General features: G+C 57.2%; 28 protein-coding genes. 19 read left to right on the plus strand and 9 right to left on the minus strand.

Annotation, left to right across the window (positions count from 1 at the left end; genetic code table 11):
* Positions 1-17 precede the first annotated feature (17 nt).
* Positions 18-107, plus strand: coding sequence for a hypothetical protein (locus tag Q0650_RS18870; protein WP_367280828.1), 90 nt, complete (start codon positions 18-20; stop codon positions 105-107).
* Positions 108-130: 23 nt separating this feature from the next.
* Complete coding sequence (locus tag Q0650_RS14715; RefSeq protein ID WP_298820248.1) at positions 131-379, plus strand: CBS domain-containing protein; 249 nt, start codon at positions 131-133, stop codon at positions 377-379.
* Between the two features lie 45 nt (positions 380-424).
* On the opposite strand, the gene Q0650_RS14720 is transcribed toward Q0650_RS14715, so the two are convergent.
* From Q0650_RS14720 to Q0650_RS14735, 4 genes are all read right to left on the minus strand, one after another.
* The gene (locus tag Q0650_RS14720) at positions 425-2929 is read right to left on the minus strand and encodes an ATP-dependent Clp protease ATP-binding subunit (RefSeq protein ID WP_298820250.1); all 2505 of its coding nucleotides are present in this window, start codon (positions 2927-2929) and stop codon (positions 425-427) included.
* Between the two features lie 127 nt (positions 2930-3056).
* A complete protein-coding gene (gene rpsA / locus Q0650_RS14725) occupies positions 3057-4262 on the minus strand; it encodes a 30S ribosomal protein S1 (protein ID WP_298820252.1) in 1206 nt (401 codons plus the stop codon).
* Positions 4263-4370: 108 nt separating this feature from the next.
* Positions 4371-5243 (minus strand): DUF3329 domain-containing protein, encoded by an 873-nt coding sequence (locus tag Q0650_RS14730; protein WP_298820254.1) that lies wholly within the window; start codon positions 5241-5243, stop codon positions 4371-4373.
* A gap of 98 nt (positions 5244-5341) precedes the next feature.
* A complete protein-coding gene (locus tag Q0650_RS14735) occupies positions 5342-6313 on the minus strand; it encodes an MBL fold metallo-hydrolase (protein ID WP_298820256.1) in 972 nt (323 codons plus the stop codon).
* Between the two features lie 94 nt (positions 6314-6407).
* On the opposite strand from Q0650_RS14735, the gene Q0650_RS14740 reads away from it, so the two are divergent.
* The 7 genes from Q0650_RS14740 to Q0650_RS14770 all read left to right on the plus strand — a co-directional run bounded on the left by Q0650_RS14740 (position 6408) and on the right by Q0650_RS14770 (position 11815).
* The gene (locus Q0650_RS14740; protein ID WP_298820258.1) at positions 6408-6926 is read left to right on the plus strand and encodes a rhodanese-like domain-containing protein; all 519 of its coding nucleotides are present in this window, start codon (positions 6408-6410) and stop codon (positions 6924-6926) included.
* Positions 6923-7744 (plus strand): PHP domain-containing protein, encoded by an 822-nt coding sequence (locus tag Q0650_RS14745; protein WP_298820261.1) that lies wholly within the window; start codon positions 6923-6925, stop codon positions 7742-7744. Before Q0650_RS14740 ends, Q0650_RS14745 begins: the two co-directional genes overlap by 4 nt.
* Before the next feature lie 96 nt (positions 7745-7840).
* Entirely contained in the window at positions 7841-8452 is a 612-nt protein-coding gene (locus Q0650_RS14750; protein WP_298820263.1) for an NUDIX hydrolase, read from the plus strand.
* A 201-nt stretch (positions 8453-8653) separates the two neighbouring features.
* On the plus strand, positions 8654-9067 hold the full coding sequence (locus tag Q0650_RS14755) for a DUF4491 family protein (RefSeq protein WP_298820264.1): 414 nt from the start codon (positions 8654-8656) through the stop codon (positions 9065-9067).
* Positions 9068-9126: 59 nt separating this feature from the next.
* On the plus strand, positions 9127-9462 hold the full coding sequence (locus tag Q0650_RS14760) for a DUF4491 family protein (RefSeq protein ID WP_298820266.1): 336 nt from the start codon (positions 9127-9129) through the stop codon (positions 9460-9462).
* Positions 9463-9575: 113 nt separating this feature from the next.
* The gene (locus Q0650_RS14765; protein ID WP_298820268.1) at positions 9576-10145 is read left to right on the plus strand and encodes a 5-formyltetrahydrofolate cyclo-ligase; all 570 of its coding nucleotides are present in this window, start codon (positions 9576-9578) and stop codon (positions 10143-10145) included.
* Between the two features lie 203 nt (positions 10146-10348).
* On the plus strand, positions 10349-11815 hold the full coding sequence (locus Q0650_RS14770; protein ID WP_298820271.1) for a nitronate monooxygenase: 1467 nt from the start codon (positions 10349-10351) through the stop codon (positions 11813-11815).
* A gap of 47 nt (positions 11816-11862) precedes the next feature.
* Here the strand turns inward: Q0650_RS14770 and Q0650_RS14775 are convergent, their stop codons facing one another.
* Complete coding sequence (locus Q0650_RS14775; protein ID WP_298820273.1) at positions 11863-12843, minus strand: hypothetical protein; 981 nt, start codon at positions 12841-12843, stop codon at positions 11863-11865.
* Between the two features lie 105 nt (positions 12844-12948).
* Positions 12949-13920, minus strand: a complete 972-nt coding sequence (locus Q0650_RS14780) for a diacylglycerol kinase family protein (protein WP_298820275.1) — start codon at positions 13918-13920, stop codon at positions 12949-12951.
* Between the two features lie 390 nt (positions 13921-14310).
* Here Q0650_RS14780 and Q0650_RS14785 point away from each other — a divergent pair, with 390 nt between their 5' ends.
* Together Q0650_RS14785 and Q0650_RS14790 are read left to right on the plus strand one after the other, a co-directional pair.
* Positions 14311-15207 carry a tyrosine recombinase gene (locus Q0650_RS14785; protein WP_298820277.1) on the plus strand — a complete coding sequence of 299 codons (897 nt, stop codon included), beginning with the start codon at positions 14311-14313 and terminating at the stop codon, positions 15205-15207.
* A gap of 555 nt (positions 15208-15762) precedes the next feature.
* Positions 15763-17382, plus strand: coding sequence for a glycine--tRNA ligase (locus tag Q0650_RS14790; RefSeq protein ID WP_298820279.1), 1620 nt, complete (start codon positions 15763-15765; stop codon positions 17380-17382).
* Positions 17383-17504: 122 nt separating this feature from the next.
* Here the strand turns inward: Q0650_RS14790 and Q0650_RS14795 are convergent, their stop codons facing one another.
* On the minus strand, positions 17505-18434 hold the full coding sequence (locus tag Q0650_RS14795) for a molybdopterin-dependent oxidoreductase (protein WP_298820280.1): 930 nt from the start codon (positions 18432-18434) through the stop codon (positions 17505-17507).
* 130 nt (positions 18435-18564) lie between these two features.
* On the opposite strand from Q0650_RS14795, the gene Q0650_RS14800 reads away from it, so the two are divergent.
* The 8 genes from Q0650_RS14800 (at position 18565) to Q0650_RS14835 (ending at position 24900) form a co-directional block, all read left to right on the plus strand.
* A complete protein-coding gene (locus tag Q0650_RS14800; RefSeq protein WP_298820282.1) occupies positions 18565-18687 on the plus strand; it encodes a hypothetical protein in 123 nt (40 codons plus the stop codon).
* A gap of 121 nt (positions 18688-18808) precedes the next feature.
* Positions 18809-19363: a PadR family transcriptional regulator gene (locus tag Q0650_RS14805; protein WP_298820284.1), complete on the plus strand. Its 555-nt coding sequence runs from the start codon at positions 18809-18811 to the stop codon at positions 19361-19363.
* Positions 19364-19374: 11 nt separating this feature from the next.
* Positions 19375-20160, plus strand: a complete 786-nt coding sequence (gene modA / locus Q0650_RS14810; RefSeq protein WP_298820286.1) for a molybdate ABC transporter substrate-binding protein — start codon at positions 19375-19377, stop codon at positions 20158-20160.
* 6 nt (positions 20161-20166) lie between these two features.
* On the plus strand, positions 20167-20871 hold the full coding sequence (modB, locus tag Q0650_RS14815; RefSeq protein WP_298820288.1) for a molybdate ABC transporter permease subunit: 705 nt from the start codon (positions 20167-20169) through the stop codon (positions 20869-20871).
* Positions 20849-22003: an ABC transporter ATP-binding protein gene (locus Q0650_RS14820; protein WP_298820290.1), complete on the plus strand. Its 1155-nt coding sequence runs from the start codon at positions 20849-20851 to the stop codon at positions 22001-22003. The genes modB and Q0650_RS14820 overlap by 23 nt, the downstream gene beginning before the upstream one ends.
* Positions 22004-22071: 68 nt before the next feature.
* The gene (locus tag Q0650_RS14825; protein ID WP_298820292.1) at positions 22072-22719 is read left to right on the plus strand and encodes a cyclase family protein; all 648 of its coding nucleotides are present in this window, start codon (positions 22072-22074) and stop codon (positions 22717-22719) included.
* A gap of 282 nt (positions 22720-23001) precedes the next feature.
* On the plus strand, positions 23002-24111 hold the full coding sequence (locus tag Q0650_RS14830) for a diguanylate cyclase (RefSeq protein ID WP_298820294.1): 1110 nt from the start codon (positions 23002-23004) through the stop codon (positions 24109-24111).
* Between the two features lie 159 nt (positions 24112-24270).
* The gene (locus Q0650_RS14835) at positions 24271-24900 is read left to right on the plus strand and encodes a haloacid dehalogenase (RefSeq protein ID WP_298820296.1); all 630 of its coding nucleotides are present in this window, start codon (positions 24271-24273) and stop codon (positions 24898-24900) included.
* 14 nt (positions 24901-24914) lie between these two features.
* Here the strand turns inward: Q0650_RS14835 and Q0650_RS14840 are convergent, their stop codons facing one another.
* Complete coding sequence (locus tag Q0650_RS14840) at positions 24915-26066, minus strand: sensor histidine kinase (RefSeq protein WP_298820299.1); 1152 nt, start codon at positions 26064-26066, stop codon at positions 24915-24917.
* Between the two features lie 72 nt (positions 26067-26138).
* Positions 26139-26444 carry a circadian clock KaiB family protein gene (locus Q0650_RS14845; RefSeq protein WP_298820301.1) on the minus strand — a complete coding sequence of 102 codons (306 nt, stop codon included), beginning with the start codon at positions 26442-26444 and terminating at the stop codon, positions 26139-26141.
* Positions 26445-26446: the final 2 nt, after the last annotated feature.

The raw sequence follows: 26446 nt of genomic DNA on the forward strand, positions 1-26446 counted from the left end.
CGCGCCGGATTAAGCGGTTGCCAGTGGTCGATGCCGATCATCGACTGGTGGGAATGGTGGGACGGGCTGCGTTGTTGGGAGCGTTGTTGAAGAGCGCAGAATCATAGGGGTATGAGCGAACCATACCCCTGTGAGCGCATATCCGCCCGAACTCGAACTGGCGCTGAAGAATCAGGTGGCCGCCAGTGTGATGAGCAGTCCGGTGATAACCGTCACGCCGGATACGCCGGTATCGGCGGCGGTGGAGCTGATGATTGCGCGCCGGATTAAGCGGTTGCCAGTGGTCGATGCCGATCATCGACTGGTGGGAATGGTGGGACGGGCTGCGTTGTTGAAAAGCGCAGAATCAGAGGGGTACGAGAGAGTCGTACCCCTCTGAGCACATATCCGCAGACTATCCGGCAGTCTGCGGATATATCTAGACCTAGGCCAGCGCCGGACTCTCTTCGACCTTCTCCTGATCGATTTCTCGTTGCGAGCGCAAGCGCAACTGATCTTCGCAGGTATCGACGATCACCGTATCGCCATCCCTGAACTGACCGGAGAGCAACCCTTCAGCCAGTGGGTCTTCGATCAGGTTAGTAATCACCCGGCGGAGCGGACGCGCGCCGAAGGCCGGGTCGTAGCCGCGGCGCGCCAGAAATTCGAGCGCATCTGGTTGCACCACCAGCTTAATCTGATGCTCGTCGAGCTGGGTCTGCACCCGCTTGAGCATTAGTTGGGTAATCGACTGGATCTCTTCGCTGGTAAGCGGATGGAAGATGATCGTAGCATCGATCCGGTTGAGGAACTCAGGCCGGAAGAGCATTCTGAGCGCATCATCAACTTTGCGCCGCATATCAGCCTGATCGATCTCGTTGGCGTTGCTACCGAACCCGATCCGGGAGGCGCGGCGGATGTGCTCGGTACCGACGTTGCTGGTCATGATAATGATGGTGTTGCGGAAATCAACCCGCCGCCCCTTGCCATCGGTCAAATGACCATCTTCCAGCACTTGCAGCAAGAGATTGAAGGCATCGGGATGGGCCTTCTCAATCTCATCGAACAGCACGACACTGTAGGGCTTGCGCCGCACTGCATCGGTAAGCTGACCACCTTCGCCGTAGCCGATATAGCCGGGCGGTGAACCGACCAGGCGCGACGTTGTGTGCCGCTCCTGGAACTCAGACATGTCGATCTTGATCAGCGCCTCTTCGGTGCCGAACATAAACTCGGCGAGGGCTTTGGCCAGCTCGGTCTTACCAACGCCGGTAGGGCCGAGGAAGATGAAGCTTCCAATTGGGCGTTTGGGATCCTTGAGGCCGGCGCGGGCGCGGCGCACCGCCTTCGAGATGGTAACAATCGCCTCGTGCTGACCAACGATCCGACTGTGGAGGAACTCCTCCATGTGCATCAATCGCTGTGTCTCATTGCCGGTCAGTCGCGTAACGGGCACACCCGTCCACATACCGACCACCTCAGCGATGTCTTCCTCGGTGACGTAAGGTCGTTCGTAGCGTTCATCGCTGCGGGTGCCGAGTTCGGCTTCAATCTCTTGAATGCGTTGGAGCATACGCTCTTCGCGTTCTCGCAGATCGTTAGCCAGCTCGAACTGTTGATCTTCCAGCGCGGCTTCGCGCTCTTTGCGCAGCGCTTCAAGGCCGCGCAAGGCATCGCGCAGGCGCGGCGGGGTAGCCGAGCGATACATCCGCACCCGAGACGCTGCCTCGTCGATCAGGTCAATTGCCTTGTCGGGCAACTGACGGTCGGGCACATAGCGGGCCGACAACACCGCAGCAGCTCGGATCGCTTCGTCGCTGATCTGTAACTGGTGGAAGTCTTCGTAGCGCGACTTGATGCCACGCAGGATCTGGATGGTATCTTCAATCGACGGCTCATCCACCATGACCGGCTGGAAGCGACGCTCGAGAGCGGCATCACGCTCGATATACTTGCGGTACTCATCGAGGGTAGTAGCGCCAATTGTTTGCAATTCACCGCGGGAAAGCGCCGGTTTGAGAATATTGGCCGCGTCGAGAGTACCCTCTGCGCCGCCAGCGCCGATAATGGTATGGAACTCATCGATAAAGAGGATGCAGCGCGACTCTTTAATCTCGTCGATCACGCGCTTGAGACGCTCTTCAAACTGGCCGCGATACTTGGTGCCGGCGACCAGCGCGCCCATATCGAGGGTAACCACCCGCTTGCCTTTAATGCTATCAGGCACATCACCCTGCACGATTCGCTGCGCCAACCCTTCCACAATAGCCGTCTTGCCGACACCGGGTTCGCCGATCAGGGCCGGATTGTTCTTGGTGCGGCGTGAAAGGATCTGAATCACGCGCTCGATCTCGTGCTGGCGACCGATAATCGGATCGAGCCGACCTTGTTCGGCCATTTCGGTCAAATCAGTGCCGAGCGCGTCGAGATAAGGAGTCTTCGACTGGCGTTGCGGCGATGGCGCGCCGGTGGGTGTCGCGCGCGCTTCGCCGGTTGCGCCGGCAGTGCCGTGGCGCAGCGTGCGCATCACCTGATTGCGCACCTGTTCGAGCGATACACCCAAAATGTCAAGCACACCGGTGGCGACGCCTTCACCGTTGCGCACCAGACCCAGCAACAGGTGCTCAGTGCCAATATAGTGATGGTTCAGGCGATTCGCTTCTTCGATGGCGTATTTGATCACTTTTTGGGCGCGGGCAGTCAATTCCTGATCGGTCACCAGCGTACTCTCGCCGGGGCCGACGATAAATTCGACGGCGCTCCGCGCCTGCGGTAATTTCACCCCCAACTCATCGAGCACTCGCGCTGCGATCCCTTCACTTTCTCGGATCAGGCCCAGCAAAATATGCTCGGTGCCGATGTATGGATGGTTGAATGCGCGTGCCTCTTCGGCAGCCAGTTGCAACACCTGCTTGGCACGCTTGGTGAATTTGCTGTAGAGGTCAGACATAACTTATTCTCCGCATGCTCGATTGGAGGAAACGACTATTGGGCCAGACAGACCGGAATACACAACGATGCCCGTCACTGCAATGCTCGTGGGTGAGAGCGCCATCTCAGCCACGAACCCGCGAGCGCTAGCCGGACTCCTCCGTTTCATCGCCGCTCTCGGTCTCAGTTGGTTCATGGTGTAGTCGCAAGCTTAACCCCATTCGCTTCCGGGCTGGATCGATCCGAATGATCCGCGCTTGCACCACCTGACCTTCACTCAACACCTCACGTGGGTGTTGGATCCGCTCATCGCCTATTTCGGAAATATGGATCAGCCCCTCCACCCCGTCTTCAATACGGGCAAATGCGCCGAACGATGTCAATTGTGTGATCGTGCCTTCGACGATTTGTCCTAATTGATACCGTTCGGCAACGCGCGACCATGGCTCGCTTTGCGTGCGCTTAATTGACAGAGCGATGCGTTTTCGTTCGTAGTCGATGTTGAGAATGGTAACTTTGACTTTATCACCGACCTTGAGCACCTCTCCGGGATGCTTCACGCGCGACCATGAAATCTCGGACAGATGCACCAGGCCATCAGCGCCACCAATATCAACGAAGACGCCGAAATCGCAGATCGATGATACGACGCCTTCACGCACATCTCCTTCGCGCAGCGCAGCGAGCAACTCATCTTTCTTGGTCTCGCGGGTCTCAGCCAGGGCCTGTCGCTCTGACAGGATGAGGCGATTGCGGTTGCGATTAATCTCAATGACCTTCAGCGGCAATTCGACATTCACCAGCCGGGCCATTTCGGATTGTTTTTGGGTTTCTGAGCTGCGACTGATGCTCGACACCTGTGAAGCGGGTACGAAGCCACGCACACCGTCGAGATCGACCAGCAATCCGCCCTTGTTATAATTTTTCACGCGGGCATAGATGATCTCGCCCCTCTCGTAGCACTCTTGCAATGCGCGCCAGCTCTTCTCCTGGCGGGCTTTGTCAATCGAAAGAATTGCGCGCCCTTCTTTATCTTCCGATTGTACAACGAAGACCAGCACGGTATCGCCAACCTTCAGCGCAGCGCGATCTTCGTCGCTCAGGGTTTGCATTTCACGGCCAGGAATGATCCCTTCAGCCTTCGCGCCAATATCGACCAGTATCTCATCACGGTCGATCCGCATGATCCGCCCGTCAACCGTGTCGCCGTGTTTTAAGTTGCGATACGAATGAGCGGGATCGCGGAGTATCTCTTCCATGAGCGCCTGGTCGCCACGGTCGAGCAGATCGTTCAAATCAGGTTGGCGAACGTCGTCATTTGATTTAGTACCGGCATGATTCAGCTCTTCCATGAAAGATCCCTGCGCAGAAGCGGCGGCGCGCCATTCGACGGGGCTTGGTCGGAGTAATACGTAGGAATATTATACGCCGGGCTGATGTAAAACGCAAGGATCGTATCATTATTCTGGCTGCCGATACTGCTGGATGGCGCCTCGTTCGAGCGTTTTGTTGCGGGTGGCAATCACCAGGCGCGCGCCTGACAGGGTGGCGAGGCCGGTGTTGCGGAGCTGAAAACTGGCCTCTTCGCTACACATCAGGATGTCCGGCTCGCTCTGCCGAACGAGCGAGCTGGCCTGTTCGAGGGGCGTGCCGGTGACGTAGAGACCGAGTAAGGGCACAACTGCTACGCGCCCAATACCTGCGCTAAGCGCGAAGGATGGTTGCGGCAGACCAGTAGCGAGTGCGGCAGTGGTGATTGCGTTGGTAGCAGCAATGGCCTGCCGGATAGGATCTGACCCGGCACTCAGCGCGCCAAAGATGAGGAGTATGTGATCACTATGCCACTGGATAAGCGCTTGCTGGCGCTCTGCCGATTCGTGAATGAGGTGAGCAAAAGCGCGAATTTCGGTGATCGGATCAGATATAGCTGATCGACCAATCGCCAGGACGGCAATGGATACGAGCTGTCCATCGACCGGTGGATGCAACGTGAGTGGATCGATGTGCTGTAGCGCGGGTTGGGTTGGTTGCAGGCGCTGAATGTGTTGTGCGGTGCGCCATTGTTGCAAAATGCGGTTGATGGCGTGACAGACCTCACCCCATACCCCGGCGCCGACTTCCAGTTTGGTGTCGAATTGGCCGGCCTGCAAGTGGCCGACCAGCGCGCGCATAGCGCGGAAGAGCAGAAAACGATCGATCAACAAGAATACTATCAAGACGCTGAGCGCGCAGATGGTGATGATGTGCGAAATCGCCAGCCCGATGAGCGCGATAAGGCCTGGCGTCAGAATGAGTGTTATCGGCAGGATTGGCGCGTGCTTCCAGCGACCCATAGCATTTCCGCTTGCGGCTATGCGTATCCGTATCAATGCTTGCAGCGTAGCATGGCCGTCGAAGTATGCAGATCGGGCGTAGATTACAGATTGGCGAATCATTGCAGGGAGATATAACGTACCAGTTCGTCTTCCCGCCGCTCGATCAGGCCGTCAGCAACCAGTAATTCGAGGTGAGCAATCGTTTCAGCAATTGCAAATCGCGCCTCGTGGGGGGTAAAGCGTTCGACATCGAAGACGCGCCGCGCGACGGTAAAGGCGGTATCGGCGCCATCGCGCGTGGCCCGGAGCATCGCTGCCAGCCGCTCGTGATGGTGGGCTTGCAATTCGGTCAGTCGCTCCTGCCAGGTAGTAATGGTCTTTCCGTGACCGGGTAGGGCCAGATCAACCGCTAACGTCCTCAATTCAGCCAGTGAGTTCAGATATTTGCGTAAGGGATCTGGTTCGCTTTCAGGCCAGACGCCAATGTGTGGCGTGATCTTGAGCAGTACCTGATCGCCTACCAGCGCCAATCGCTCGGCAGGAGCGTAGAAGATCAACTGCCCGTCACTGTGGCCGGGAGCATGGATGGCTTGAAAGCGCCGTCCACCCATCGTCAACCAGGCGCCGGCAGGCAGTGGTGTCAGCGGCGGATGCGGTCGGGTCGCAGCGCGCAGCGCGGCAATCGCGCCGACTACCTGCCGGACGAGATCTGCCGGCATGCCGTGACGAAGAAAATGGCGTAAACTGGGATCGTCATGGTCGGCGCGGTGGATCCATACCTCCTCGGCCAGTTCGATCTCGCGCGGCGCCAGTAACACTTGCGCGCCGGAGCGTTCGTACAACCAGCCGGCCATGCCAAAGTGATCGGGGTGAAAATGGGTGAGGACGATCGTATGGATCCGACGCGGATCGATATCCAGTTCGGCGAATGCGGCCTGCCATCCTGCTTCGGCAGCGGGCGTGTGCAGACCGGTGTCAACAATCGTCCAGCCCTGTTCATCGCGGAGCAAATAGGCGTTAACATGGTTGAGGGCGAAGGGGAGGGGCAGGCGTAACTGGTAGAGATCGGGGAGTAGTGCAGTGATCATAATCGAGTCATTCCTGTTGTGTAAGGCGGCGGGTCGCTGATCGACTATCGGCATTATAATACGATGAGGACATAGACTATACCACATTTGACGTATGGAACATTTTGAACCTTCAGTATCCAACCAGCCACCGGCATGGCGCTTGCCGGCTATCATCGGTGGTATCGTGATCCTGGCCGGAATCTTAGCCTTTGTAGTGACCGGAACCGGCGCGCCATCGACGGCAGTTACCCCAACTGCTACGCCAATCGTTGAGACGGCAGCCGGCCATGGCGATCCCGGTAACAGCCCACCTGCCCCGGTTATTTCGGTAACTGATGCGTACCAACGCTGGCAGGCCGGCAACGTCATCTTTGTCGATATGCGCACTGGCGACGAGTATCGCCAGGCACATTTGCCCGGCGCGCTGAACCTGGCCACGCCAGATCTCAATCAGCGGCTGGCGGCATTGCCACCCGATGGAATCATTATCACCTACGGCGATGTCAACCGTCCGACTGCCGGGCAGCGAGGAGCGCAGATCTTCCGCGATCTTGGCTATGGGCCGGTCGCGGAACTAGAGGGTGGGATTGAAGCCTGGCAGGCGGCTAATCTGCCGTTGGAGCGACCATGATCGATTTGCACATTCACACCAATGCCACACCGCACCACGCGACCTGGACACCGGTGGCGCTGGCAGTAGCGGCGGCAGCGCGCGGCTTGACGATGATTGCAGTGACCGATCACAATACCACGGCGAATGTGATCACGACAGCGATGGCCGGGATGCACTACGGTGTGCGGGTCATCAGCGGGGTGGAAATCGATAGCGCCTTTGGCGGTAAGCTCTGGCATACGCTGGTCTACGGTGTTGATCCGGAAGCGCCGGCGTTGCTCGATCTGTGCGCCGAAGTTGTGCAGCGCAATGCGGCTGATGCGGCGCAATTGATGCGCGATTTGCCTGCCGCTGGCTTTGTCTTGCCCGGCATGACCGACCGCGACCGACCACCAACCGTAGCCGAGGTCGCAACGACACTGGCTCGACATAATGATCTGCCCGGGCGGGTAGTCGGGGAAGGCGATGAAGAGGCCGGCATGCGGTTCATTCTCACCCACTTTGCCGCTGCGTACCATCCGGTGGGGGTTCACGAGATCATCAGCGTCGCCCACGATCTGGGTGGGCTGGCAGTGTTAGCGCACCCCGGTCGAGAGAAGGGGATTTATGCTATCCCGGCTACGGATGAAGACATTGCAGCGCTGGCGGCTGCCGGTCTTGATGGAATCGAAGTCTATTATCCAACCCACGATGCTGCCACTCGCGCGCGGCTATTAAACGCCGCAGCTCGCTACGGGTTGCTGGTGTCGGGGGGGAGTGACTCGCACCATCCGCATCAGGATCTGGCAGCGTGGCGTGAGCAAGACCTGACAATTGTCGCGCAATTACGAGGGTAAGCTTGCCTCAGAGGAGGCATTCCACAGCGAGCGACCCGGCGAGCCGTTACTGCCGGGTCGCGTTCTGATGTTTGCCACAGTGCAGAGGTTATGGCTATGACGATGCAATCGCTATTCAAGTATATTCCTGCCCACCATCAAGACGAAGTTACTGCGTTGGCCGAACAGTATGGCGCGCCCCACCATCGTCACGCAATATTAGACGACGGCGAGTTTGATCCGTTGACAAAGACCGATCGGGTGGGCGAAGTCGGGATGGTTGTGCGGCGACGTGATGGCGGGATCCTGGTGGCGCGCAAGACCTATTACCCTCCCGAAGTGTTTCGGTTGCTGACCGGTGGCGTTGGCCCGGTTGAGTCGATTACCGCGGCGCTGTCCCGCGAAGTGGCCGAAGAAACGAGCCTGACCGTGCAGATACGGCGCTTTCTGAGTGTCATCACCTATGAATCACCTCTCTCGGCGCAGCGCCGGTTTGTGAGCTACGTCTTCTTGCTTGATGAGTTAGATGGCGTGCTTCACGTGGCCGATCCAGACGAGCAGGTGGCCGAGCTGCGCGCGGTGTCTCCTGCTGACCTGCCGGCATTGGCGCAGCGTCTCAATGGGTTGCCTGAACATGATGATCCCGCGATTAATGGCCGCTGGGCCAGTTGGGGACGGTTTCGCGCCGTGATGCACGAAGAGGTTGCCAGATTGCTGGCAGGCTTGTGAACATCATAGATGCTCTTCGCTAAGTGAGTTTACCGGTTATCGATACTCTTTCCTCGCGAGCATGGCGTTTGATTTGCGCTTTGTCAGCGCGTGGGTTCGATTGCCCCTTTTTCCCTGTCATACGCTTCGCTTGACACACCTGCGCTTCTGTGTAATACTGCAAGGGATTGCTATGATTTAAGTAGATTTAGGAGGGTTTACATGCTGCAAACAAGTGGTCTCTGGTTAGCGCTGGCTACATTTCTCAGCATCTGGTGGGGACACGTTGGCGTTCGCTGGCTCGAGGCGCACAGCGCTGATATTCGGCCTCCGATGGTCATCTTGATCATTGCCGGTTTGATTCTGAATGTTGCCGCTCTCTTCGCGCCCAGCATCGCCATTGGTGGTGTATGTAGCGTGGTCGGTATCTCGCTCTGGTGGGATGCCTTCGAGCTGGTACGCCAGGATCGACGAGTGCGCCACGGCCATGCTCCGGCAAATCCCAACAATCCGCGCCATGCCCGTTATCTGGCTGAAGGGAAGGCAACGCTGCACGATCCCCTGGATCGTGAGCCGAGCGATCCGTCAGAAGCTGAGCAGCCGACTGTGCGTGAGCGAAATCCCGAATTGGCTTGAGGTTGGCAATTGTGTAGCGTGACAAGTTGTGTGTTGTTGCAAATGGTGAGGGTACTAATATGATGTGGGAAGGTCTGGCTATCGGCCTGTTTAGCCTGGGGATTATCGGCTTTGGCTTCTTTTGGGTGATTCGGATGGAGTACTATCTCGGCTATCTCTGGTGGCCGTACCCTTTACTGTTCGGTATCGGTATGATCGCTCTTTCGCTTTTTGTGGCGGATGCCGGCTGGTCGGCGCTGCTCGGTGTGACCGGCGCCTCTTTTATCTGGGGGGCAACGGAGTTGAAAGAGCAGGCGGTGCGGGCTGAGCTGGGTTGGTTCCGGCGCAACCCCCGCCCAAAGCCGTTGCCGCCGTTTGTATCAATTATTCGCAAGATTAAAGCGCCGCATCTGTAGCGCGCCAACGAAGGCGCGGAGTAATGGATGGCGAGCCCTCTGGCGCTTGCCCGCTCCGCGCTTTCGTATTCTTTTGGAAATGTCATAGCAGAAATGTAGAAATGTAATGTGTAATGACAGAGCTTGCCGCGCAGAAAGCCGCTTTGCGTGCCGAGATGATAGCGCGCCGTGACGCTTTATCTGATCGTGATCGGCACAGTAGCCACATTTGCAAGCTGATGTTGACATTGCCGGCGTTTATGAATGCATCGGCAATTCATTGCTATATGCCGATGCGCTCAGAGGTAGATACGCGACCATTGATTGCCGCAGCGCTGGCTGCTGGCAAGGCGGTAGCTGTGCCGGTGGTGGTCGGCCCGCGCCAGCTTGAACATAGCTGGATCGGTAGTCTGGCTGACACTGAATGGGTGCGCGGACGGTTTGGCACGCTCCAACCACGTCATATCATCCCGGCCCGACCGGGTGATTGGTCGTTAACGGTAGTGCCATTGCTCGCATTCGATCGTGATTTGTACCGGTTAGGATACGGCGGCGGTTACTACGATACTCTCCTTGCGGCGATGCCAACGATTGCAGTTGGTGTCGCTTTTGCGGCGCAAGCGGTTGATTATCTACCACGCGAGCCGCATGATCGGCGACTTGACATGGTGGTTTGCGAAGATGGGGTGCGTAGCAGTCACTGAAGTCGTTTGGTAGCGAATTCTTACCTAGCGCCAGTTTCGCCTCTGCGGTATGATAAGATGCAGAGGGTCAGGCTACCGATGATTGCTGATGTATTCCACCAACCCCGATGACTAGCCTGTGGAACTATACCCAGTCGCTCCGTTTCCGTTACGGCAGCGTATGTAATCGCCTGTGTTTTGCAATATTTAAGGAGTCTTGAACAATGCGCGCCACCGATTTGCCGATGATCATTCAGGGTGGCATGGGTGCCGCCGTTTCCGATTGGCGGCTGGCGCGGGCTGTTGCCGCGTGTGGCCAGCTTGGCGTCGTCTCAGGCACCGGTATCGATACGATCCTGATCCGGCGCTTGCAAGATGGCGATCCGGACGGTGCGATGCGGCGGGCAATGGCTCACTTCCCAATCCCCGGGGTGGCCGAGCGCGTGCTTGATGTCTACTTTCGGCCATCTGGCCGAGCGCCTGGCGAACCCTACGCATTGTTGCCAATGTACAACCTGAAGGTGAGTAAAGAACGGCAGCAGGTAGCAATGCTGGCTGCATTTGTGGAGGTGTGGCTGGCAAAAGAGGGGCACGATCGCCCAATCGGGATGAATCTGCTGACCAAGATTCAGTTGCCGAATCTGGCGCTGCTCTACGGGGCTTTGCTGGCCGGGGTTGATGTGATTATTATGGGTGCAGGGATCCCGCGTGAAATTCCGGCAGCCCTTGATGCCTTGGTCGCCAATCAGCCGGCGCGCCTGACGGCGGAAATCGAGGGTGATGATGGCGCGCCACCAACATATATCACGTTTGATCCTGCCGAGCATTGGCCCGGCAACCCGCCGTCGTTGCGTCGTCCCCTGTTTTTGCCGATTGTCGCGAGTGTGACCCTGGCAACGATGTTTGCGCGTAAAATCGCCGGTGTCGATGGTCTCGTGATCGAAGGCCCGACTGCCGGTGGTCACAATGCGCCGCCGCGTGGCGAACTGCAACTCAATGAACGTGGCGAACCGATCTATGGCCCGCGCGATCTGGTCGATCCAACCAAAATTGCCGCATTAGGGTTGCCCTTCTGGCTGGCAGGCGGCACGGCCTCGCCTGAAGGTCTGGCGGCGGCTCGCGCTGCCGGCGCGATGGGTATTCAGGTCGGGACGCTGTTTGCATTCTGTAACGATTCGGGTCTGGCTGAGCCACTACGCCGTTCGGTGCTCGAAGCTGCGGTTCGGGGCGCGGTTGATGTTTTTACGGATCCGCGCGCCTCGCCTACTGGCTATCCTTTTAAAGTGGTGCGCTGGGATACCGATCCGGCGCAAGGTGTGCCGCGCCAGCGGATTTGCGACCTTGGCTATCTGCGGACGATGTATCGCACACCAAAAGGAACAATCGGTTATCGCTGCGCGAGCGAACCGATTGCGACATTTGTGAAGAAGGGTGGCGATCTGGCTGAAACTGAAGGCCGGCGGTGTCTGTGCAACGCGCTGATGGCCAATATTGGGGTTGGGCAAGCGCGCGCAGATATTGGCGTCGAACCGCCGCTCCTGACCAGCGGTGACGATCTGCTACGCTTGCGCGCGATCTTTGATCTCACCCAGGGATATTCAGCCGCCGATGTTATCGCCTACCTGCTTGGCGAACGTCCGGCAGCAGTAACCATTCCGCTAACTGTCCAGTCAACTGAGCTGGCAGGGTGAAGGTACGCCAGAGGGTGGGTTGAGACGGGCACGTTGAGCGTGCCCGTTTATGGTTTCGCCCAGGACAACCCGGCATCAGCATTGATAGCGAAATCGGTGGAGATACGGCGCGGCGTGCCGATCTGCAACCCTTCGTTGGCAACCGTTACCTCAGTCAGGTAGAGATCAAACCCATGTCCTCCGGGTGGAATGGCGAGAAAGGCCAGCATTGAGCCATCGGGAGAAAAGACCGGTGATCGCGCCGTGCCGAAGTCGGTCAGGCGCGTTGCCGAACCACCATCAGACGGCAGCGCGTAGAGATCGCTACCGCCGTTGATTGTCACCGCAAATACCAGCCAGCGTCCATCAGGGCTGAGAGTCGGATCGTAAGCCGGCGCTGGCGCTCCGGGAAGCGGCGTTGCTCGACCATCCACAATCTGATAGAGCTGTTGCTGGCCTTCACTACCGAGCGGAGTGCGCGTGACAATCAGATTGCCGTTGGGTAGCGCCACTGCGCGACCAAGGTGGGCATTCGGATCGGCAAAGATCGGTTGACGTTGACCGGCGAGATCGTAGCGGAAGATAGCCAATGGTGCATCGGCAGGCGGATCGCCCGTTGGTGGCGCTGCCTGGGCTGCGGCCAGAATGCCACTGCCATCGGGTAGCCAGGTCGGGTAGAGCGCCCACATTGCTGCGTAGACGCGCTCGAGACTCCCCGGTGGCGCTGGCGGATCGTTGCGGGTCAGGCGGGTCACGATGGCGCCGGCGCGATCGGCTACCACGAGATCGCTAGCGCCGGCCCGGGCAATAACGAACACAATTCGTTCGCCGTCAGGATCGAAGGCCGCCTGGGATGCTGGCGGCGCGATCAATTGTCGCGCAGTGCGCCCTTCCCAGAGCCAGATACCGCCACTGCGACTGAAAAGTAGTCGTCCGTTCACTTCTTCGCCGCGCAGGGTGGCCGGCGTTGGTGATGGCGCTGGCGTAGAAGGGGCGACGCAGGCGGTGAGCAGCAATGTTAGAACGATCAGAAATCGATAGCCAGACATACAGTGTTGTGGCAGGATTGCGTGATAAGCGGCATTATTCGGGCGAGTCTATGCAGCAGTGAAGCGCAAAAATCATGTCCCGCGATTGATCATGCTGCGCCGGCTCTATTCTACTCGACGACGACGGAGCCATGCCAGCAGTCGTTGCGGCCAACGGCGAGCACTGGGTGGTGGTTGCTGGATCAAATCATCGGGCAATTCAGGTGGTAATAAGGCGCGTAACGCCGCCGGCACAACGCTAAAGCTTAAGGGAGTTGTGCCAATGGGGTCGCCATCAACCTGCACCGGCAGTGGTGGGCGCGTTACTACTTCGATCGTGTGGGCGCGGTAATAGGCAATGTCAGGGTTGAGGCTGAAGCGACGGCGTAAAATGGCGATCAGGTGTCCAATCGCATTGATGCCATTATCACCCTTAATCACGCAGACATCGAGCAAACCATCATCAATGCTGGCGCGGTGGGTGATTTTGACCAATCCACCATACAACTGAGAATTACCAATCACGATCATCAGCACGCGCGCTTTGATCTGACGACCGTCGAGTCGGATGCGCGCGCGCGTGCCGCGGATACGCATCACCTCTTCAATGCCGCGCGCGACATAGGCCAGCGCGCCAAATCGACGCTTTTCGTCGGGGCGAACATTCGCCGTGATTGCGGCGTCAAAACCGATGCCTGCCATCAAAAGAAAGTAGCGCTCACCGGCCCGACCCAGATCAATGACGCGCGGCGACCACGACAGAATGGTCTGCGCAGCAGCGCGTGGTTGAAGCGGCAGACCTAATTCACGCGCCCAGACATTCATGGTGCCAAGCGGCAAGGTTGCCAGTATGGTTTGACTGCCAACCAGGCCATTGACGACTTCGTTGATGGTGCCATCGCCGCCGGCGGCTACCACAAGGTCGTATCCGCTGGTTGCCGCCTGTCTGGCAAGGAAGCGGCCTTCGTCGGGACCGTTGGTGGGTTGCAATTCGACTATCCAGCCCCGCTCACGCCAGACATTGGCCGCTGCTTCCAGTTCAGCTTCTAACTGCTCTGCGTGGCCGGCTTTTGGATTAAAGATGATAAGCGTGCGCATGCAAATGTGACCTCTTCGCAATCGAACTATGGTCAGTATAGCAGAATCCATCACAGAAACCATTGCCGACCAGTTGTGCATGGTACAATAGGAGCGCCTGGATACAGGAGTGGGGGAAAACTGATGAAGATATTGCTAGCCGAACAATCATCGACCGAACCGGAAGAGCCGTTGCAACCAGATGGTTGCAGTTTCCACGGGGTTGATGATGATGAGAACGAATGCCCCGTTTGTCAGATGCAGATGCATCTCTGGGCAGGTTTCTACCGTTGTCGGTATTGTGGATACAAAGAGAGCTGCTGTTTCTAAATTGACACGCCGCCATCTTTCCATTACCATAACCGCTACGCAGACCGCTACACAGGTAGCGAACAGTGACCGGGCAGACGCATGAACCAGTATGTAGCGCAATTTCTCACGTATATGGCCGATGAACGGAAGATGTCGGCCAACACTACTGCGGCGTACCGCACCGATCTTGACCAGCTCTGTGAATTTTTGCGGGAGCGAGGTGTAGAACGCTGGGAAGATGTTGACACCGAGGCTATGATTGCCTTTGTGCTCAATCTGAAGGAGAAAAAGTACGCTAATTCGACAGTAGCGCGCCGGTTAGCTGCGGTGAAGTCGTTTTTTGGTTTCCTTAAAGAACGCAACGTTATCAGCCACGATCCCACCGGGCAGCTCGATACACCGCGCGTTGATCGGTTCCCGCCGCGCGCCATCTCCCAGCATCAGGTTGATGAGTTGCTGGAATTGCCATTGCAAAACGGCACTCCGGAAGGATTGCGCGACAAGGCAATGCTCGAAGTGCTCTACGCGACCGGGATGCGGGTCAGTGAGCTGGTCGCGCTCAATGTTGATGATATTGCTTTTGACACAAAGACGGTGCGTTGTTTGGGCCGGCAAAGCCGCGAACGGGTCATTCCGCTTAGCGAGCCAGCCTTAACGGCGCTGGAAGAGTATCTTGACATTGCCCGTCCACAGTTGGCCCGGCATCCCAACGGTGATAGTGATGCTCTCTTCCTCAATCACCGGGGCAAACGACTGACGCGCCAGGGTTTCTGGCTTATCCTCAAGAGCTACGCCGAGCAGGTGGGTATGCACGATTTGACTCCACACATGTTGCGCCATTCTTTTGCCGCGCATCAGTTGCGTAGTGGGGTCGATCTGCGCGAATTGCAAGAGCGCCTGGGGCATGCTTCAATCGCCACAACTCAGATCTACACTCATCTGACGGCAGAGGTCTCTTCGTCCCCTGCTGATAGTAATGGTCATACCCGTCGTTGAGCGAAGCCTGGCGTAAGGAGGGGCACGGTGTCGCCGTGCCCCTTCCATATTGTGACCGGCGGAGTGTGCTAGTGCCCGACGCGCGCTGACCGACGGGGCGTGAGCAGCAAACGCTCGCAGCAAGGTGGCTCCTCCCATATCGTGACCGGAGAGACGTATGGGCGCCTTCCCGGGGCATGATTGCCGTTGCCCATGATGTTTGCAGCCTCACATTGCCTGTGCTATACTCGTAATGCTGGCGAAGATCCGGAGGAGTACGTCGCGATGGGCATCCAGCGAGCCGGGGATGGTGCAAGCCCGGTTGCTCAGAATGGCGGAAGGGCGCCGGGGAGCCGTAGATTTGATTGAGGTGAGCGGCTATGGCCGCTAACCGGGGTGGAACCGCGCGTCAGATTGTGATGCGTCCCCGGGCGATTCGTCGCCCGGTTTTTTTATTGCGCTGCGTTCGTGAGTTTGCTATGCAGATGAGTGAGTCGGAAGTAAGGCTGTCTTGATGTTGCAATACTGTATCCTGATGCGCTGCTGAACATCTATTGTGTGCGAAGGAGGAAGGTAATGCCGGCTACATCACTTGATCAGATCGTGGCGCTGGCCAAGCGTCGTGGCTTCATCTTTCCCAGTAGCGAGATTTATGGCGGCCTGCAAGGAGTGTATGATTACGGTCCGCTCGGCGTTGAGTTGAAAAATAACATTATCGCGGATTGGTGGCGCACTAACGTCTACGAACGCGATGATATGGAAGGTCTCGATGCCGCGATTTTGATGAATCGGCTGGTCTGGAAGTATTCCGGTCACGAAGAGACGTTCAATGATCCGCTGGTCGATTGCCGTACCTGCAAGATGCGCTGGCGGGCAGACCATATTCATGGCGTCTGTCCGAACTGTGGTTCGCGTGACCTGACCGAACCGCGCCCATTCAATATGATGTTTCGGACTCAGATTGGGCCGGTCGCCGATAGCGGCTCCTTTGCCTACTTGCGACCAGAAACGGCGCAAGGCATCTTTGTTAACTTCGCCAATGTACTGACGACCACGGCGCGTAAGTTGCCGTTTGGGATCGCGCAGGTAGGGAAGGCGTTTCGCAACGAGATCAACCCGCGCAATTTCCTCTTCCGCGTGCGTGAATTCGAGCAGATGGAGATCGAATATTTTGTGATGCCCGGCACTGACGAAGAGTGGCATCAGCGCTGGCTGGAGGATCGCCTGAAGTGGTGGGAGCAGATTGGGATCCCGCGGAGTCGAATCACGATCTACGATGTGCCGGCTGATGAGCTGGCTCACTACTCGAAACGCACCTTCGATCTGATGTACGATTACCCCAATATTGGGGTGCAGGAGATTGAGGGGATTGCAAACCGAACCGACTACGATCTCGGTTCCCATAGCAAAGATCAGGCTCAGCTCAATCTGACCGCCCGTGTCAACCACAACGAAGACAGTATTGCTCGCCTCACCTATTTCGATCAGGCGAGTGGTCGTCACCTCGTGCCTTACGTGATCGAACCCTCAGCGGGTGTGGGGCGCTGTATGCTGGCGGTGTTGTGTGAGGGATATGCTGAGGAGTTGACTAAGGCGCCGCCGGCTGAGCGGCTGGCAGCAGTCGGTGAGGCGTTGCAGTCATTCCTGAAGTCGGTTGGGCGCAATGAGAAGCTCAGCGGCGAGGCGCGCGATGCTATTCTGGCTCGCGGTCAGGAGCTGGCTCAGGCGCTAACCGAACGTTTGCCTGAAGTTGAGCAGTTGCTGGCAATGCCCGGCGCCGATCAGATTGAAGTGGGTAAAAAGCTGCGCGGCCAGGCCCAGCCACTGATCGATGAGCATTACCGCACCGTATTGCGGCTCAAGCCGCGGCTGGCGCCGATCAAAGTGGCGGTCTTTCCGCTTAAGCGCAATCACGATCAGCTTGTTGCCACTGCTAAAGCGGTGCGGCGGCAGTTGCAGACAGGCGGCGAGATGCGAACTATTTATGATGATACCGGGGCCATCGGCAAGCTCTACCGCCGCCAGGATGAGATCGGCACACCGTTTTGCATCACGGTCGATTTTGATACGATTGGTCAGGGTAAAGACCCGGCATTAGCCGGAACGGTGACGGTACGTGATCGCGATACTATGACTCAAGAGCGTGTGCCGATTGCCGAATTAGAAGGATATTTGCGCGAAAAAGTGCGCGGGTAATCGGTGATCTCGGGTTGTGTTGAGCGCCGAATGAGAAGGATACTTGCGCGACAAAGTGGGTGATACATTGTTGCGACCGGCGTAGCCGCGCTGCGCCGGTCAACCTTTTGCTCAAAACAGCTTCAATTGATATTGAGCTGCCATTGACGTATCACACTCTGGCCGTGATAGTCAGTCACCCTCACGGCAAGCAGATGGTGGTTGCCAAGAGGTGGCCCGTGATAAACGAAGCGTCGCCAGGCTCGCGGTCCAAGATCGCAATCGAGGATTGCCTCTTCCCATGAACCCTCATCGAGCGACAGAGACACCTGCGCAACACCGCGCGCAGCAGACCATGCCACGCCGCGCAACGGTTGCGAACGATTGTGAAGGTGCGCGACCTCGGCGAGATTAAAGAGCTGGCAATCGATCTCCAATTCACCACTGAGATGCGCTTCCGGCGGAGCTGAATCTGCCGATAGCAGCGTAATGCGCTTAATCCATTTGACCCAGTACGTACCGGCCCACCCCGGCACAACCAGCCGCACCGGCCCGCCGTGGATTGCCGGCAAGGGTTGCCCATTGACGGCATACGCCAGCATGCCGTCTTGCCAGAGTTTGGCGATGGGCAGATACCGCGCGATAGGTTGAGGACCGTAACTCCAGCAGGCCGCGAAGCTGGCCTGGGGTTTAACGCCGGCTGCGGAGAGAAAGAGCGCCACTGGCGCGCCGATCCACTCAGCATTGGCTATGGCCGCATGGCTGTCACGGTCGTGCCGACTCCCGATCAAGGCGGCAAACATACTGCTCAGTGGCTGGCGGTATAAATCGTGGTAGTCGATAGTCAGTGGATGTCGCACCAGACCATCGATCGATAATTCCCAATTGGTAGGATGAAGGTCAGGGACTGGTTGTTGGTTACGCGCGAACATGTGATCGAGCGCAGTGACAGCTTCGTCCAGGATCGAAAGAGATGGATCAAATTTAAGCTGGCCGTCAGTATGCCGAAGCAGGCCGGTGTCTTTGATAGATGGCGGCGCCGGGAACGGTTTGTTAATTGTACTTGTTGACATAATAATGCCCTGCGCTGGAGAAGCGATCGTAAGCTGGCAGTAGTATATGGCGGCTGCTTGCAAAAATGATGAAAAAGGATCATCGTCAGGCTACAAAACGTTTAACAACTGATTTGTCCAGGAGTGTGGAATGCCTGCGCCTCGCGCCACCCATTTGCGTTTTGACCAGAGCTTTGCGCGCATGTTGCGGAACGTACCGGGCGGGAAGGGCAGCGCCAGTGCCACGCTGCCTGATGAACTGCGCCGACCTTGACGATGGGTAATCGCTTGCAGTATGATACTCATATTGTGAATATTCACAAAAAGGATATGCGCGCGCTGTCAGGTTGCCTGACCTGCGCAAGCGCAATTGCGTCGGTAGAAGTGATACCCGCATGTCGTTGCCGAAACAATCCTTGACGATTGAACTGGCGCTGTTAGGCTTACTGCGTCAGCAACCGATGCATCCATACGAGTTGTTTCGCCAAATGCAGCAGCGTGATGGCTTAGGTAGCATCTGGCGATTAAAACAGAGCCATCTATATGCCTTGCTCGACCGCTTAGAAGCAGAGGGATATCTCAGCCATCACTTTGAGAGTCAAGGCAATCGGCCATGGCGTAAAGTACTCTCGGTGACGGCTCAGGGAGAAACTGTCTTCATCGCGTGGTTAACCACGCCGGTATTCCATGGGCGTGATATTCGGCTGGAATTTCTGGCCAAACTGTACTTTGCGCGCCGCGAAGGAAGCGCACTCACTGCGCAATTGCTTGAACGACAGATCGACTCTTGCCGCCAATGGTTACGTGACACTCATACGCGGATGACTTCGTTACCGGCTGATTCGGTGGAACAGATGGTGCTCAGCTATCGTTTCGGGCAACTACAGGCGACACTTGCCTGGTTAGAGTCTTGTCGGCAAGCGCTGGTCGAGGTGTCAGAAAACTCATAAGGATGCGCGCGATGCCCCGCTTTCATCTGTTGTTGATCGTTCTGTGGGTACTGGTGGGTTGTAGCGCGCCGCGAGCGCCTGTCAGTAGTGAGCTTACGGTTGCGGCTGCTGCCGATCTGACACCGGCATTTCAGGAGATCGGCGCTTTGTTTACCGAACGCACCGGCATTCCGGTAGTATTCAATTTTGGTTCAAGCGGTCAACTTGCCCAACAGATCGAACGTGGCGCGCCATTTGATCTCTTCTACGCTGCCAATAAGAACTTTATTGAAGATCTGGCTGCGAAAGGGTATGTCGATCCGTCATCAATGAGGGTCTACGCCCAAGGACGCATCACGATCTGGACGCGGGCCGATCAATCGTTGCATCCACAGCAATTGCACGATCTCGTTGACCCGGCATATCGGCGCATTGCTATTGCCAATCCCGAACATGCGCCGTATGGACAGGCAGCGCGGGAAGCGCTTGTGCGGGTCGGAATTTGGGATCAGATTGAGAGTCGACTGGTATTTGGGGAAAATGTGGCTCAGACCCTCATGCTGGCTGATACTGGCAATGTTGAAGTAGCCATTGTGGCCCTCTCGCTGAGTGTGCAGAGCAGTGGCTCGTGGGTGCTGATTCCGGCTGAGTTGCATCCTGAGAATCCCCTGATCCAGATGGTAGCAATTGTTGCCGACTCCAGACAATACGAACGTTCACGCCAGTTTATGGGGTTTGTTGACAGTCCCGCCGGACGCGAAATTATGCAGAAATACGGTTTTGTTCTACCCGGCGAGATACGTGAATCAGCGAGGTAGCGCGAGATGAATTGGCCGGCTTTCTGGCTCTCATTACAGGTGACGGCGCTGGCAACGTGCGGCATTTTCGTGATTGGTTTGCCAATCGCGATCTGGCTGGCAAGAGTCAAGTTTCCCGGTCAAACGCTTGTCGAGACGGCGTTGATGTTGCCACTGGTATTACCGCCAAGTGTTGTTGGGTATTATCTGCTGCTCGCTTTAGGGCGGGGTAGTCCGCTGGTAGAATGGTTTCAAATCCGCATTCTGTTTTCGTGGCCGGCAGCCGTCGTGGCCGCAGTGGTTGTCGGGTTGCCGCTGATGATTCAGAGCAGCAAAGCTGCGTTGGCGAATGTCGATCTGCGCCTTGAACAGGCGGCGCGCACGCTGGGCGCGAGCGAATTGCGCATTTTCTTGCGCATCACCCTGCCATTAGCCCGACGCGGTATCATCGCCGGCATCGTATTGGGTGGGGCGCGCGCTTTGGGCGAGTTTGGCGCTACCCTAATGGTGACCGGCAATATTCCTGGTCGCACTCAGACATTGCCGGTGGCGATTTATGACGCAGTGCAGGCGCAGCGTTATGCCGATGCCCATCTGATGGTGTTGGTGATGACGGCGATAGCGTTTGTGGGATTGTGGTGGGTGCGTCAATTGGAACGCGCTCGTCCGCTGCGGTCTTCTCCGGTGGTGACCGAGCAGGGAGAAGAGGATGCAACCGCGTTTGCGCGTTGAGCTTCGGCGACGACTTGATCAGCTCCAGCTCGATATTCGCTTCGAGATGGGTAGCGAGATCCTGGTACTGTTTGGTCCGTCTGGCGCCGGCAAGACCCAGACGTTACAGGCGATTGCCGGTCTGATGACGCCTGATGAGGGTTTGATTTGTCTCAATGATACGATCCTGTTTCGTCGCCAGTCTGGTTCTCCGGCGATCAATCTGCCGCCGCGCCGACGCCGGATCGGGTATGTCTTCCAGCATAATGCCCTCTTTCCCCATATGACGGCGCTGGACAATGTAGCCTTTCCGCTGGGGAATGGCGCTCAGGCGCGCCGCCGCGCCTATGACTTGCTCGAACGGATGCATCTGGCTCACCTGGCCTGGCGCAAACCACACGAATTGTCAGGCGGGCAACAGCAACGGGTTGCCATTGCTCGCGCGCTGGCGACCGAGTCACCTGTCATTCTGTTCGATGAGTCATTCTCGGCGCTTGATCAGCCGGTGCGCGATCGACTGCACGCTGATCTGCGCGCATTGCAAGCCGAGCGTGATCTGGTAGTGATCTATGTCACCCACAATCTCAATGACGCCTTTGCTATCGGTCATCGGATAGCTATTGTGCGCGAGGGGCGGATTGAGCAGATCGGTTCACTTCCCGAGGTGTGTCGATATCCAATCAATGTGCGAGTGGCACAGCTTCTTGGCCTGACCAACATCATTCGCGCTCGTGTGATCAGGCGCGATCTGGAAGGGGTCTGGCTTGATTGGCAAGGCTGGCAGATCGCAGCCGCTCTGCCGGCGCAGCCGCCAACGCCCGGCACTGTGGTTACTGCCTTCATTCGACCGGAAGAAATCAGGCTGGTCTATCCAGATCGACCATTGCATCGCTTCGCGGGCCATAATCTGTTGCCGGGGCGAATTATTGAGCGGCGACCGGGCTGGCGTCTATATTATTTGCAGGTTGCAGTAGGGGAAACGGCGCTGGAGATCGCTCATCCCTACGCTGCCTACGCCGATCTTGAAACCGGCTTGGGTTGTCATGTGCAGATCGGATTTCGCCCTGAAAGTGTTATTATCATTCCAGATGGTGGAACGACGGAGGCGAGCGCGCAGGTTGCAGACCATCCATCGCTTTGTCATCGCGCTTGATGGTAAGGCCATGAATGGCGCGAGCGCGACGCTCGCGCGCCAGCAGTCTCAATTAGGAGTCATTGTCAATGATCTACGACCTGACTCGCCCATTGCACACGAATATGCCGGTGTATCCTGGCGATCCCGCCGTGCAGATCAATGCACTGATCGATCCACCCTGGCAGATCAGCGCATTGCGTCTGGGAAGTCATAGCGGCACGCATCTCGACGCGCCGCGCCACCGTTTCGCCGATGGTGTCAGCGTTGAGGCGATCCCTGTCGAGCGATTTATCGGGCCGGGGCTGGTGATTGATGCGCGGGGTTACCCGGCCAATGCCGCAATTGACCCGGCAGTGCTAGACGGCTACAATCTCCAGCCGGGGATGATAGTTGTGATCCGCACCGGTTGGGAAGAGTATTGGAGCCGGGATGAGTATTTCCGCCATCCCTATCTGAGCGCAACACTGGCGCAGGCGCTGGCCCAACGTGGCGTGACCCTGGTCGGGATCGACGCCTTGAGCGTTGACTCAACGGTTGATGGTGGTGATGCCGCCCATGTGACATTGCTGAGTCAGCAGGTGCTCATTGTGGAAAACCTCTGTAACCTCGCTGCGCTCGTGTGCGGTGAGCGCTACACCTTTGCCTTCTTGCCGCTTCCGCTGGTTGCTGCCGACGGATCGCCGGTGCGCGCGCTGGCCTGGTCGGCAACCGATTTTGTTTCCCCACTCCGGTAGCGACGCTGCGTTTCCTGTTACTACCCCGGTCTGATTGCTGATTCTGGCGCACTGGAAACATCATCGCCAGGGCAATAGCGCAAAAAATCTCCCTGTTCTCTGCCGCTGATGCCTGTTGTCAGGTATGATATGAGTGAGCTGATTTCGGTGTTGCTCGAAGGGTACTTCATATTTCGACGCGATAGGGTAATTGAGGCTTACGGTTACCGATGACGGATGGCGTGAAATGAGATTATGACGGTGAGGTGAATATATGTTTGCGCCAGGACAAGATGTTTTTCTATGCAAACGATGATTGAACAAGAACGCAACCGTTTCGATCAGCAACGGCGTCGCACATACCAGATCGCTGGTTCGCTTGGCATTCTCCTGGTAGCGTTTGATATTATCAACCTGATCTTCGATCAGGTTCAACCGCTCTGGGTTCGACTCATTTACATCGGCAATGATCTGGCGCTGATCGGTGTGTCGCTCGCTGTGATCTGGATGGTGACCTTCCGGCGTGGCAGGCTGGTGACAGTTGAGCGATTCACGTTTATTGTCTTTAGCGCCGAGTCGCTCCTCTTCAATGGTATTGTGCCGCCGATTCTCGGTCAGACCCTCACGCAGTTGCAGCAACAGACTATCAATGATGACATCTGGTTTTTGTTGATGATCTGCACGTTAGGGTTTCATCTCTTTCGCCATCGTACCGGTCTCATAATTGTCGCTGGCCTGTATGGCGTATCGATTGCGATTGTTGCCGGCCAGATAACACTGGCCGGAATACGTGGGATCGACATTGGTCCGGGATTGCAGGCATTGCAAATTTACGGTATGGGCGCACTCTTTCTCTGCTTGATCTACATTGTCAGTCGTTATCGATCCCAATCACAACGCTTGCAGATCGAGTATGAACTGGTCGAAACATGGGCATTTATCGATATGCTCACCGGCGTTGCCAACCGTCGCCGGGGTGAACAGGTTTTGGTAGAAGCAATTGCTCATAGCCGGCGCTACAACGAACCGTTGACCATCTGCCTGTGGGATCTCGATTATTTCAAGCGCATTAACGACACGTATGGTCATGCGGAAGGCGATCAGGTGTTGCGTCGGGTGGCGCAACTGGCGCAGGCCACCATTCGTGAAACCGACACCATTGCGCGCTGGGGTGGCGAGGAATTCTGTTTGCTGTTACCTCGCACCCGCCAGACTGAAGCTGAAGCCTTGATCAACCGTCTGCGCCGCGAGATCATGGCTAAAATTACCCTGCGAAATCAGCCGGTCACCGCCAGCTTTGGCATCGCCGAATATCGCGCAACTGACGATCTGCAGAGTCTGCTGGCGCGGGCTGACGAGGCGCTCTACGTTGCCAAAGTGTCCGGTCGCAATCGAGTGTGGGTGGCCGCGTGATTACCTGCTCTGCGCCATACAGGGAGGAGCTACGTTTGACGCAGGTGGTCTGATCATCGCTGAAACAGTCGTGAATCAGCGAGATGTCGGCGCAATGGTAGCGCGAATACAAGATGTTGATGCTATAATACAATACCTTCAGCGAGCGAGAGGTTGAGTATGAGCATCGAGCACATTGTGGCCGGGTGTGTGGTGCAACTGGAAAGCATCCACGCCGCGCGCGAACGAACCATTGCAGCGACGCGAGTGTTGGTTCGACAAAGCGCTAACAGCATTCGCGCTGCCCATCGCGGTGATTTTGTGACTGCCCGTCATTTGCTGGATCTGGCGGGAGAGGTGGTTGCTGAAATCAACGATGCCACGGCTGGCGCTATAGAGGTGCGCTACGCTGGATACACCCAGGACGCGCTGAAAGAATACGCCGAAGCTCATCTCGTGCTGGCTTTTCTGTCTGGTGAAGAACCGCCAACTGGCGAAGTGATTGGCGTTGAACCGGCGGCCTATCTCAACGGTCTGGCTGAAGCTGCCAGCGAGCTGCGCCGCGCTATTCTCGATGGATTGCGCCGGGGTGAGGTGGAACGGAGTGAGCGATTGCTCGAGATCATGGATAACGTTTACGGCTCACTGATCACGGTTGACTATCCGGAAGCCATCACCGGCGGTCTCCGTCGCGCAACCGATGCATTGCGCGCCGTGCTCGAACGCACGCGCGGCGATGTCACGGCTGCTATTCGCCAGGAACAACTGACCGCAGCAATGCGCGCATTAGAAGGGCGCCTGGAACCGTGATGACCTTGCGATAGTTAGCGCTGCTCGACCTTTTCAGTTGGAACGCGGATGATGACGGTTGTCCCTGGGCCAGAGCCGAATTGCAGTGTGGCTCCGATCTGGCGACAGAGACCGTGAACCAGTTGCATGCCCAGACTGCCACCGCCGGCATTGATCGGCACCGGCATCCCGACCCCATTGTCAGAAACCTCGACATGCAAGGCATCGGATTCCTTGCGGACTCGCAAGCTAATAACGCCATCACGATCGCCGGTCGGAAAGGCGTGTTTGACGCTGTTTGAGACCAGTTCGGTCACAATCAGGCCCAGGGCAATCGCCTGATCGATATTAATGCTGACACCGTGGCTCACTTCGCTGGCCAGGCGGATCGGGCTACCGCGCATGCTCAGCGAACGCCAGACGCTGGTGGCAATGCTTTGCAAATATTCGCCAATGTCGATATGAGCCAGGCTTTCGGAACGGTAGAGTTGCTCGTGAACCAGCGCCAGCGCTCGGATCCGATTCTGACTGTCTTGCACAGCGGCACTGACCCGTTCATCACTGATATTCTCGGCTTGCAAGCGCAACAGACTCGACACGATCTGTAAATTGTTTTTCACGCGATGATGGACTTCACGCAGCAAGAGATCTTTCTCAGCCAGCGCGGCCCGTAACTGAGCGGCTACCGCTTGCGGCCCCGAAAGATCGGTTACAACTGCGCACATGTTGGCTTCAGTCTCATCTTGCAAAGCGCGCAATGAGATTTGGGCCGGACGCTGCGAACCATCGATCGCTTGCAGCGTGATTGGACCTTTACTCGAGCCGGTGGCGCCGGCAGCCAGCAACTCTGCGCAGAGCAGACGATCGGCGGGCGCAACCAGATCAAGCAGGGAACGTCCGGTCAACTGATCTTGCGGCAAGCCGACCATCTCGGCAAATTTACCGTTACAGTAGAGAATAGTGCCATCGGCCAGGAGGGTCAAAGCGCCTTCATTCATCGTTTCGACCAGTACCCGGTAGGGATGTTCAGCGCCGCGTAAGGTGTAGATCAACGGCCCGCGTGGCCCGTCAATCACCAGAGCATCTGCCTCGCCCATCTGTAAGGCGCGCACCAGATCTTCGAGCTCGGCGAGGCGCGCTTGCAGGCGAGCTATCTCTGCCGGACTCATCTGCAGTTCGTTTCCCATACGGCACTTCCCTATCTGTACGAGATCATTGCGCAGACGGAGGAGGGCGACTCACTGCGTAGCCCTCGCGCCTTAATCATCTTCGGTTAAGATATTCAATGCGGCAGCCACCCGCGGCCAATCAGAAGAACGCAGCTCACCAATAAATGCCGTTGGCGGGCCGGGTTCGACAACCAGCAAGGTTGGCGTGGCGATGATATGATCTTCGCGCGCTCGATCCGGTTGCTGATATACATCAATCACTTCAAGCCGATAGCGACCGGGCATATAGCGTTCGCACAACCGGCGCACGGTTGTAATCGCGCGAGTTGAACGACTGGTCGCGCCGGCGACGTACAACCGCAGTAATGGCACAACTGGCTGATTGGTAATATCCATCG

Source organism: uncultured Chloroflexus sp. (assembly GCF_937129525.1).
In the GTDB taxonomy this organism is placed as follows: Bacteria; Chloroflexota; Chloroflexia; order Chloroflexales; family Chloroflexaceae; genus Chloroflexus.

Excerpts from the sequence above, each read along its gene's own strand:
- Q0650_RS14785 (WP_298820277.1), top strand. The coding sequence starts at position 14,311 with ATGAACCAGTATGTAGCGCAATTTCTCACGTATATGGCCGATGAACGG.
- Q0650_RS14730 (WP_298820254.1), bottom strand. The coding sequence starts at position 5,243 with ATGGGTCGCTGGAAGCACGCGCCAATCCTGCCGATAACACTCATTCTG.
- Q0650_RS14840 (WP_298820299.1), bottom strand. The coding sequence starts at position 26,066 with ATGGGAAACGAACTGCAGATGAGTCCGGCAGAGATAGCTCGCCTGCAA.
- Q0650_RS14795 (WP_298820280.1), bottom strand. The coding sequence starts at position 18,434 with ATGTCAACAAGTACAATTAACAAACCGTTCCCGGCGCCGCCATCTATC.
- modA (WP_298820286.1), top strand. The coding sequence starts at position 19,375 with ATGCCCCGCTTTCATCTGTTGTTGATCGTTCTGTGGGTACTGGTGGGT.
- Q0650_RS14740 (WP_298820258.1), top strand. The coding sequence starts at position 6,408 with ATGGAACATTTTGAACCTTCAGTATCCAACCAGCCACCGGCATGGCGC.
- Q0650_RS14770 (WP_298820271.1), top strand. The coding sequence starts at position 10,349 with ATGCGCGCCACCGATTTGCCGATGATCATTCAGGGTGGCATGGGTGCC.
- Q0650_RS14830 (WP_298820294.1), top strand. The coding sequence starts at position 23,002 with ATGCAAACGATGATTGAACAAGAACGCAACCGTTTCGATCAGCAACGG.
- Q0650_RS14745 (WP_298820261.1), top strand. The coding sequence starts at position 6,923 with ATGATCGATTTGCACATTCACACCAATGCCACACCGCACCACGCGACC.
- Q0650_RS14805 (WP_298820284.1), top strand. The coding sequence starts at position 18,809 with ATGTCGTTGCCGAAACAATCCTTGACGATTGAACTGGCGCTGTTAGGC.
- Q0650_RS14720 (WP_298820250.1), bottom strand. The coding sequence starts at position 2,929 with ATGTCTGACCTCTACAGCAAATTCACCAAGCGTGCCAAGCAGGTGTTG.
- rpsA (WP_298820252.1), bottom strand. The coding sequence starts at position 4,262 with ATGGAAGAGCTGAATCATGCCGGTACTAAATCAAATGACGACGTTCGC.
- Q0650_RS14835 (WP_298820296.1), top strand. The coding sequence starts at position 24,271 with ATGAGCATCGAGCACATTGTGGCCGGGTGTGTGGTGCAACTGGAAAGC.
- Q0650_RS14800 (WP_298820282.1), top strand. The coding sequence starts at position 18,565 with ATGCCTGCGCCTCGCGCCACCCATTTGCGTTTTGACCAGAGCTTTGCG.
- Q0650_RS14760 (WP_298820266.1), top strand. The coding sequence starts at position 9,127 with ATGATGTGGGAAGGTCTGGCTATCGGCCTGTTTAGCCTGGGGATTATC.
- Q0650_RS14820 (WP_298820290.1), top strand. The coding sequence starts at position 20,849 with ATGCAACCGCGTTTGCGCGTTGAGCTTCGGCGACGACTTGATCAGCTC.
- Q0650_RS14765 (WP_298820268.1), top strand. The coding sequence starts at position 9,576 with ATGACAGAGCTTGCCGCGCAGAAAGCCGCTTTGCGTGCCGAGATGATA.
- Q0650_RS14845 (WP_298820301.1), bottom strand. The coding sequence starts at position 26,444 with ATGGATATTACCAATCAGCCAGTTGTGCCATTACTGCGGTTGTACGTC.
- Q0650_RS14780 (WP_298820275.1), bottom strand. The coding sequence starts at position 13,920 with ATGCGCACGCTTATCATCTTTAATCCAAAAGCCGGCCACGCAGAGCAG.
- Q0650_RS14735 (WP_298820256.1), bottom strand. The coding sequence starts at position 6,313 with ATGATCACTGCACTACTCCCCGATCTCTACCAGTTACGCCTGCCCCTC.
- Q0650_RS14750 (WP_298820263.1), top strand. The coding sequence starts at position 7,841 with ATGACGATGCAATCGCTATTCAAGTATATTCCTGCCCACCATCAAGAC.
- Q0650_RS14825 (WP_298820292.1), top strand. The coding sequence starts at position 22,072 with ATGATCTACGACCTGACTCGCCCATTGCACACGAATATGCCGGTGTAT.
- Q0650_RS14775 (WP_298820273.1), bottom strand. The coding sequence starts at position 12,843 with ATGTCTGGCTATCGATTTCTGATCGTTCTAACATTGCTGCTCACCGCC.
- Q0650_RS14755 (WP_298820264.1), top strand. The coding sequence starts at position 8,654 with ATGCTGCAAACAAGTGGTCTCTGGTTAGCGCTGGCTACATTTCTCAGC.
- Q0650_RS14790 (WP_298820279.1), top strand. The coding sequence starts at position 15,763 with ATGCCGGCTACATCACTTGATCAGATCGTGGCGCTGGCCAAGCGTCGT.
- modB (WP_298820288.1), top strand. The coding sequence starts at position 20,167 with ATGAATTGGCCGGCTTTCTGGCTCTCATTACAGGTGACGGCGCTGGCA.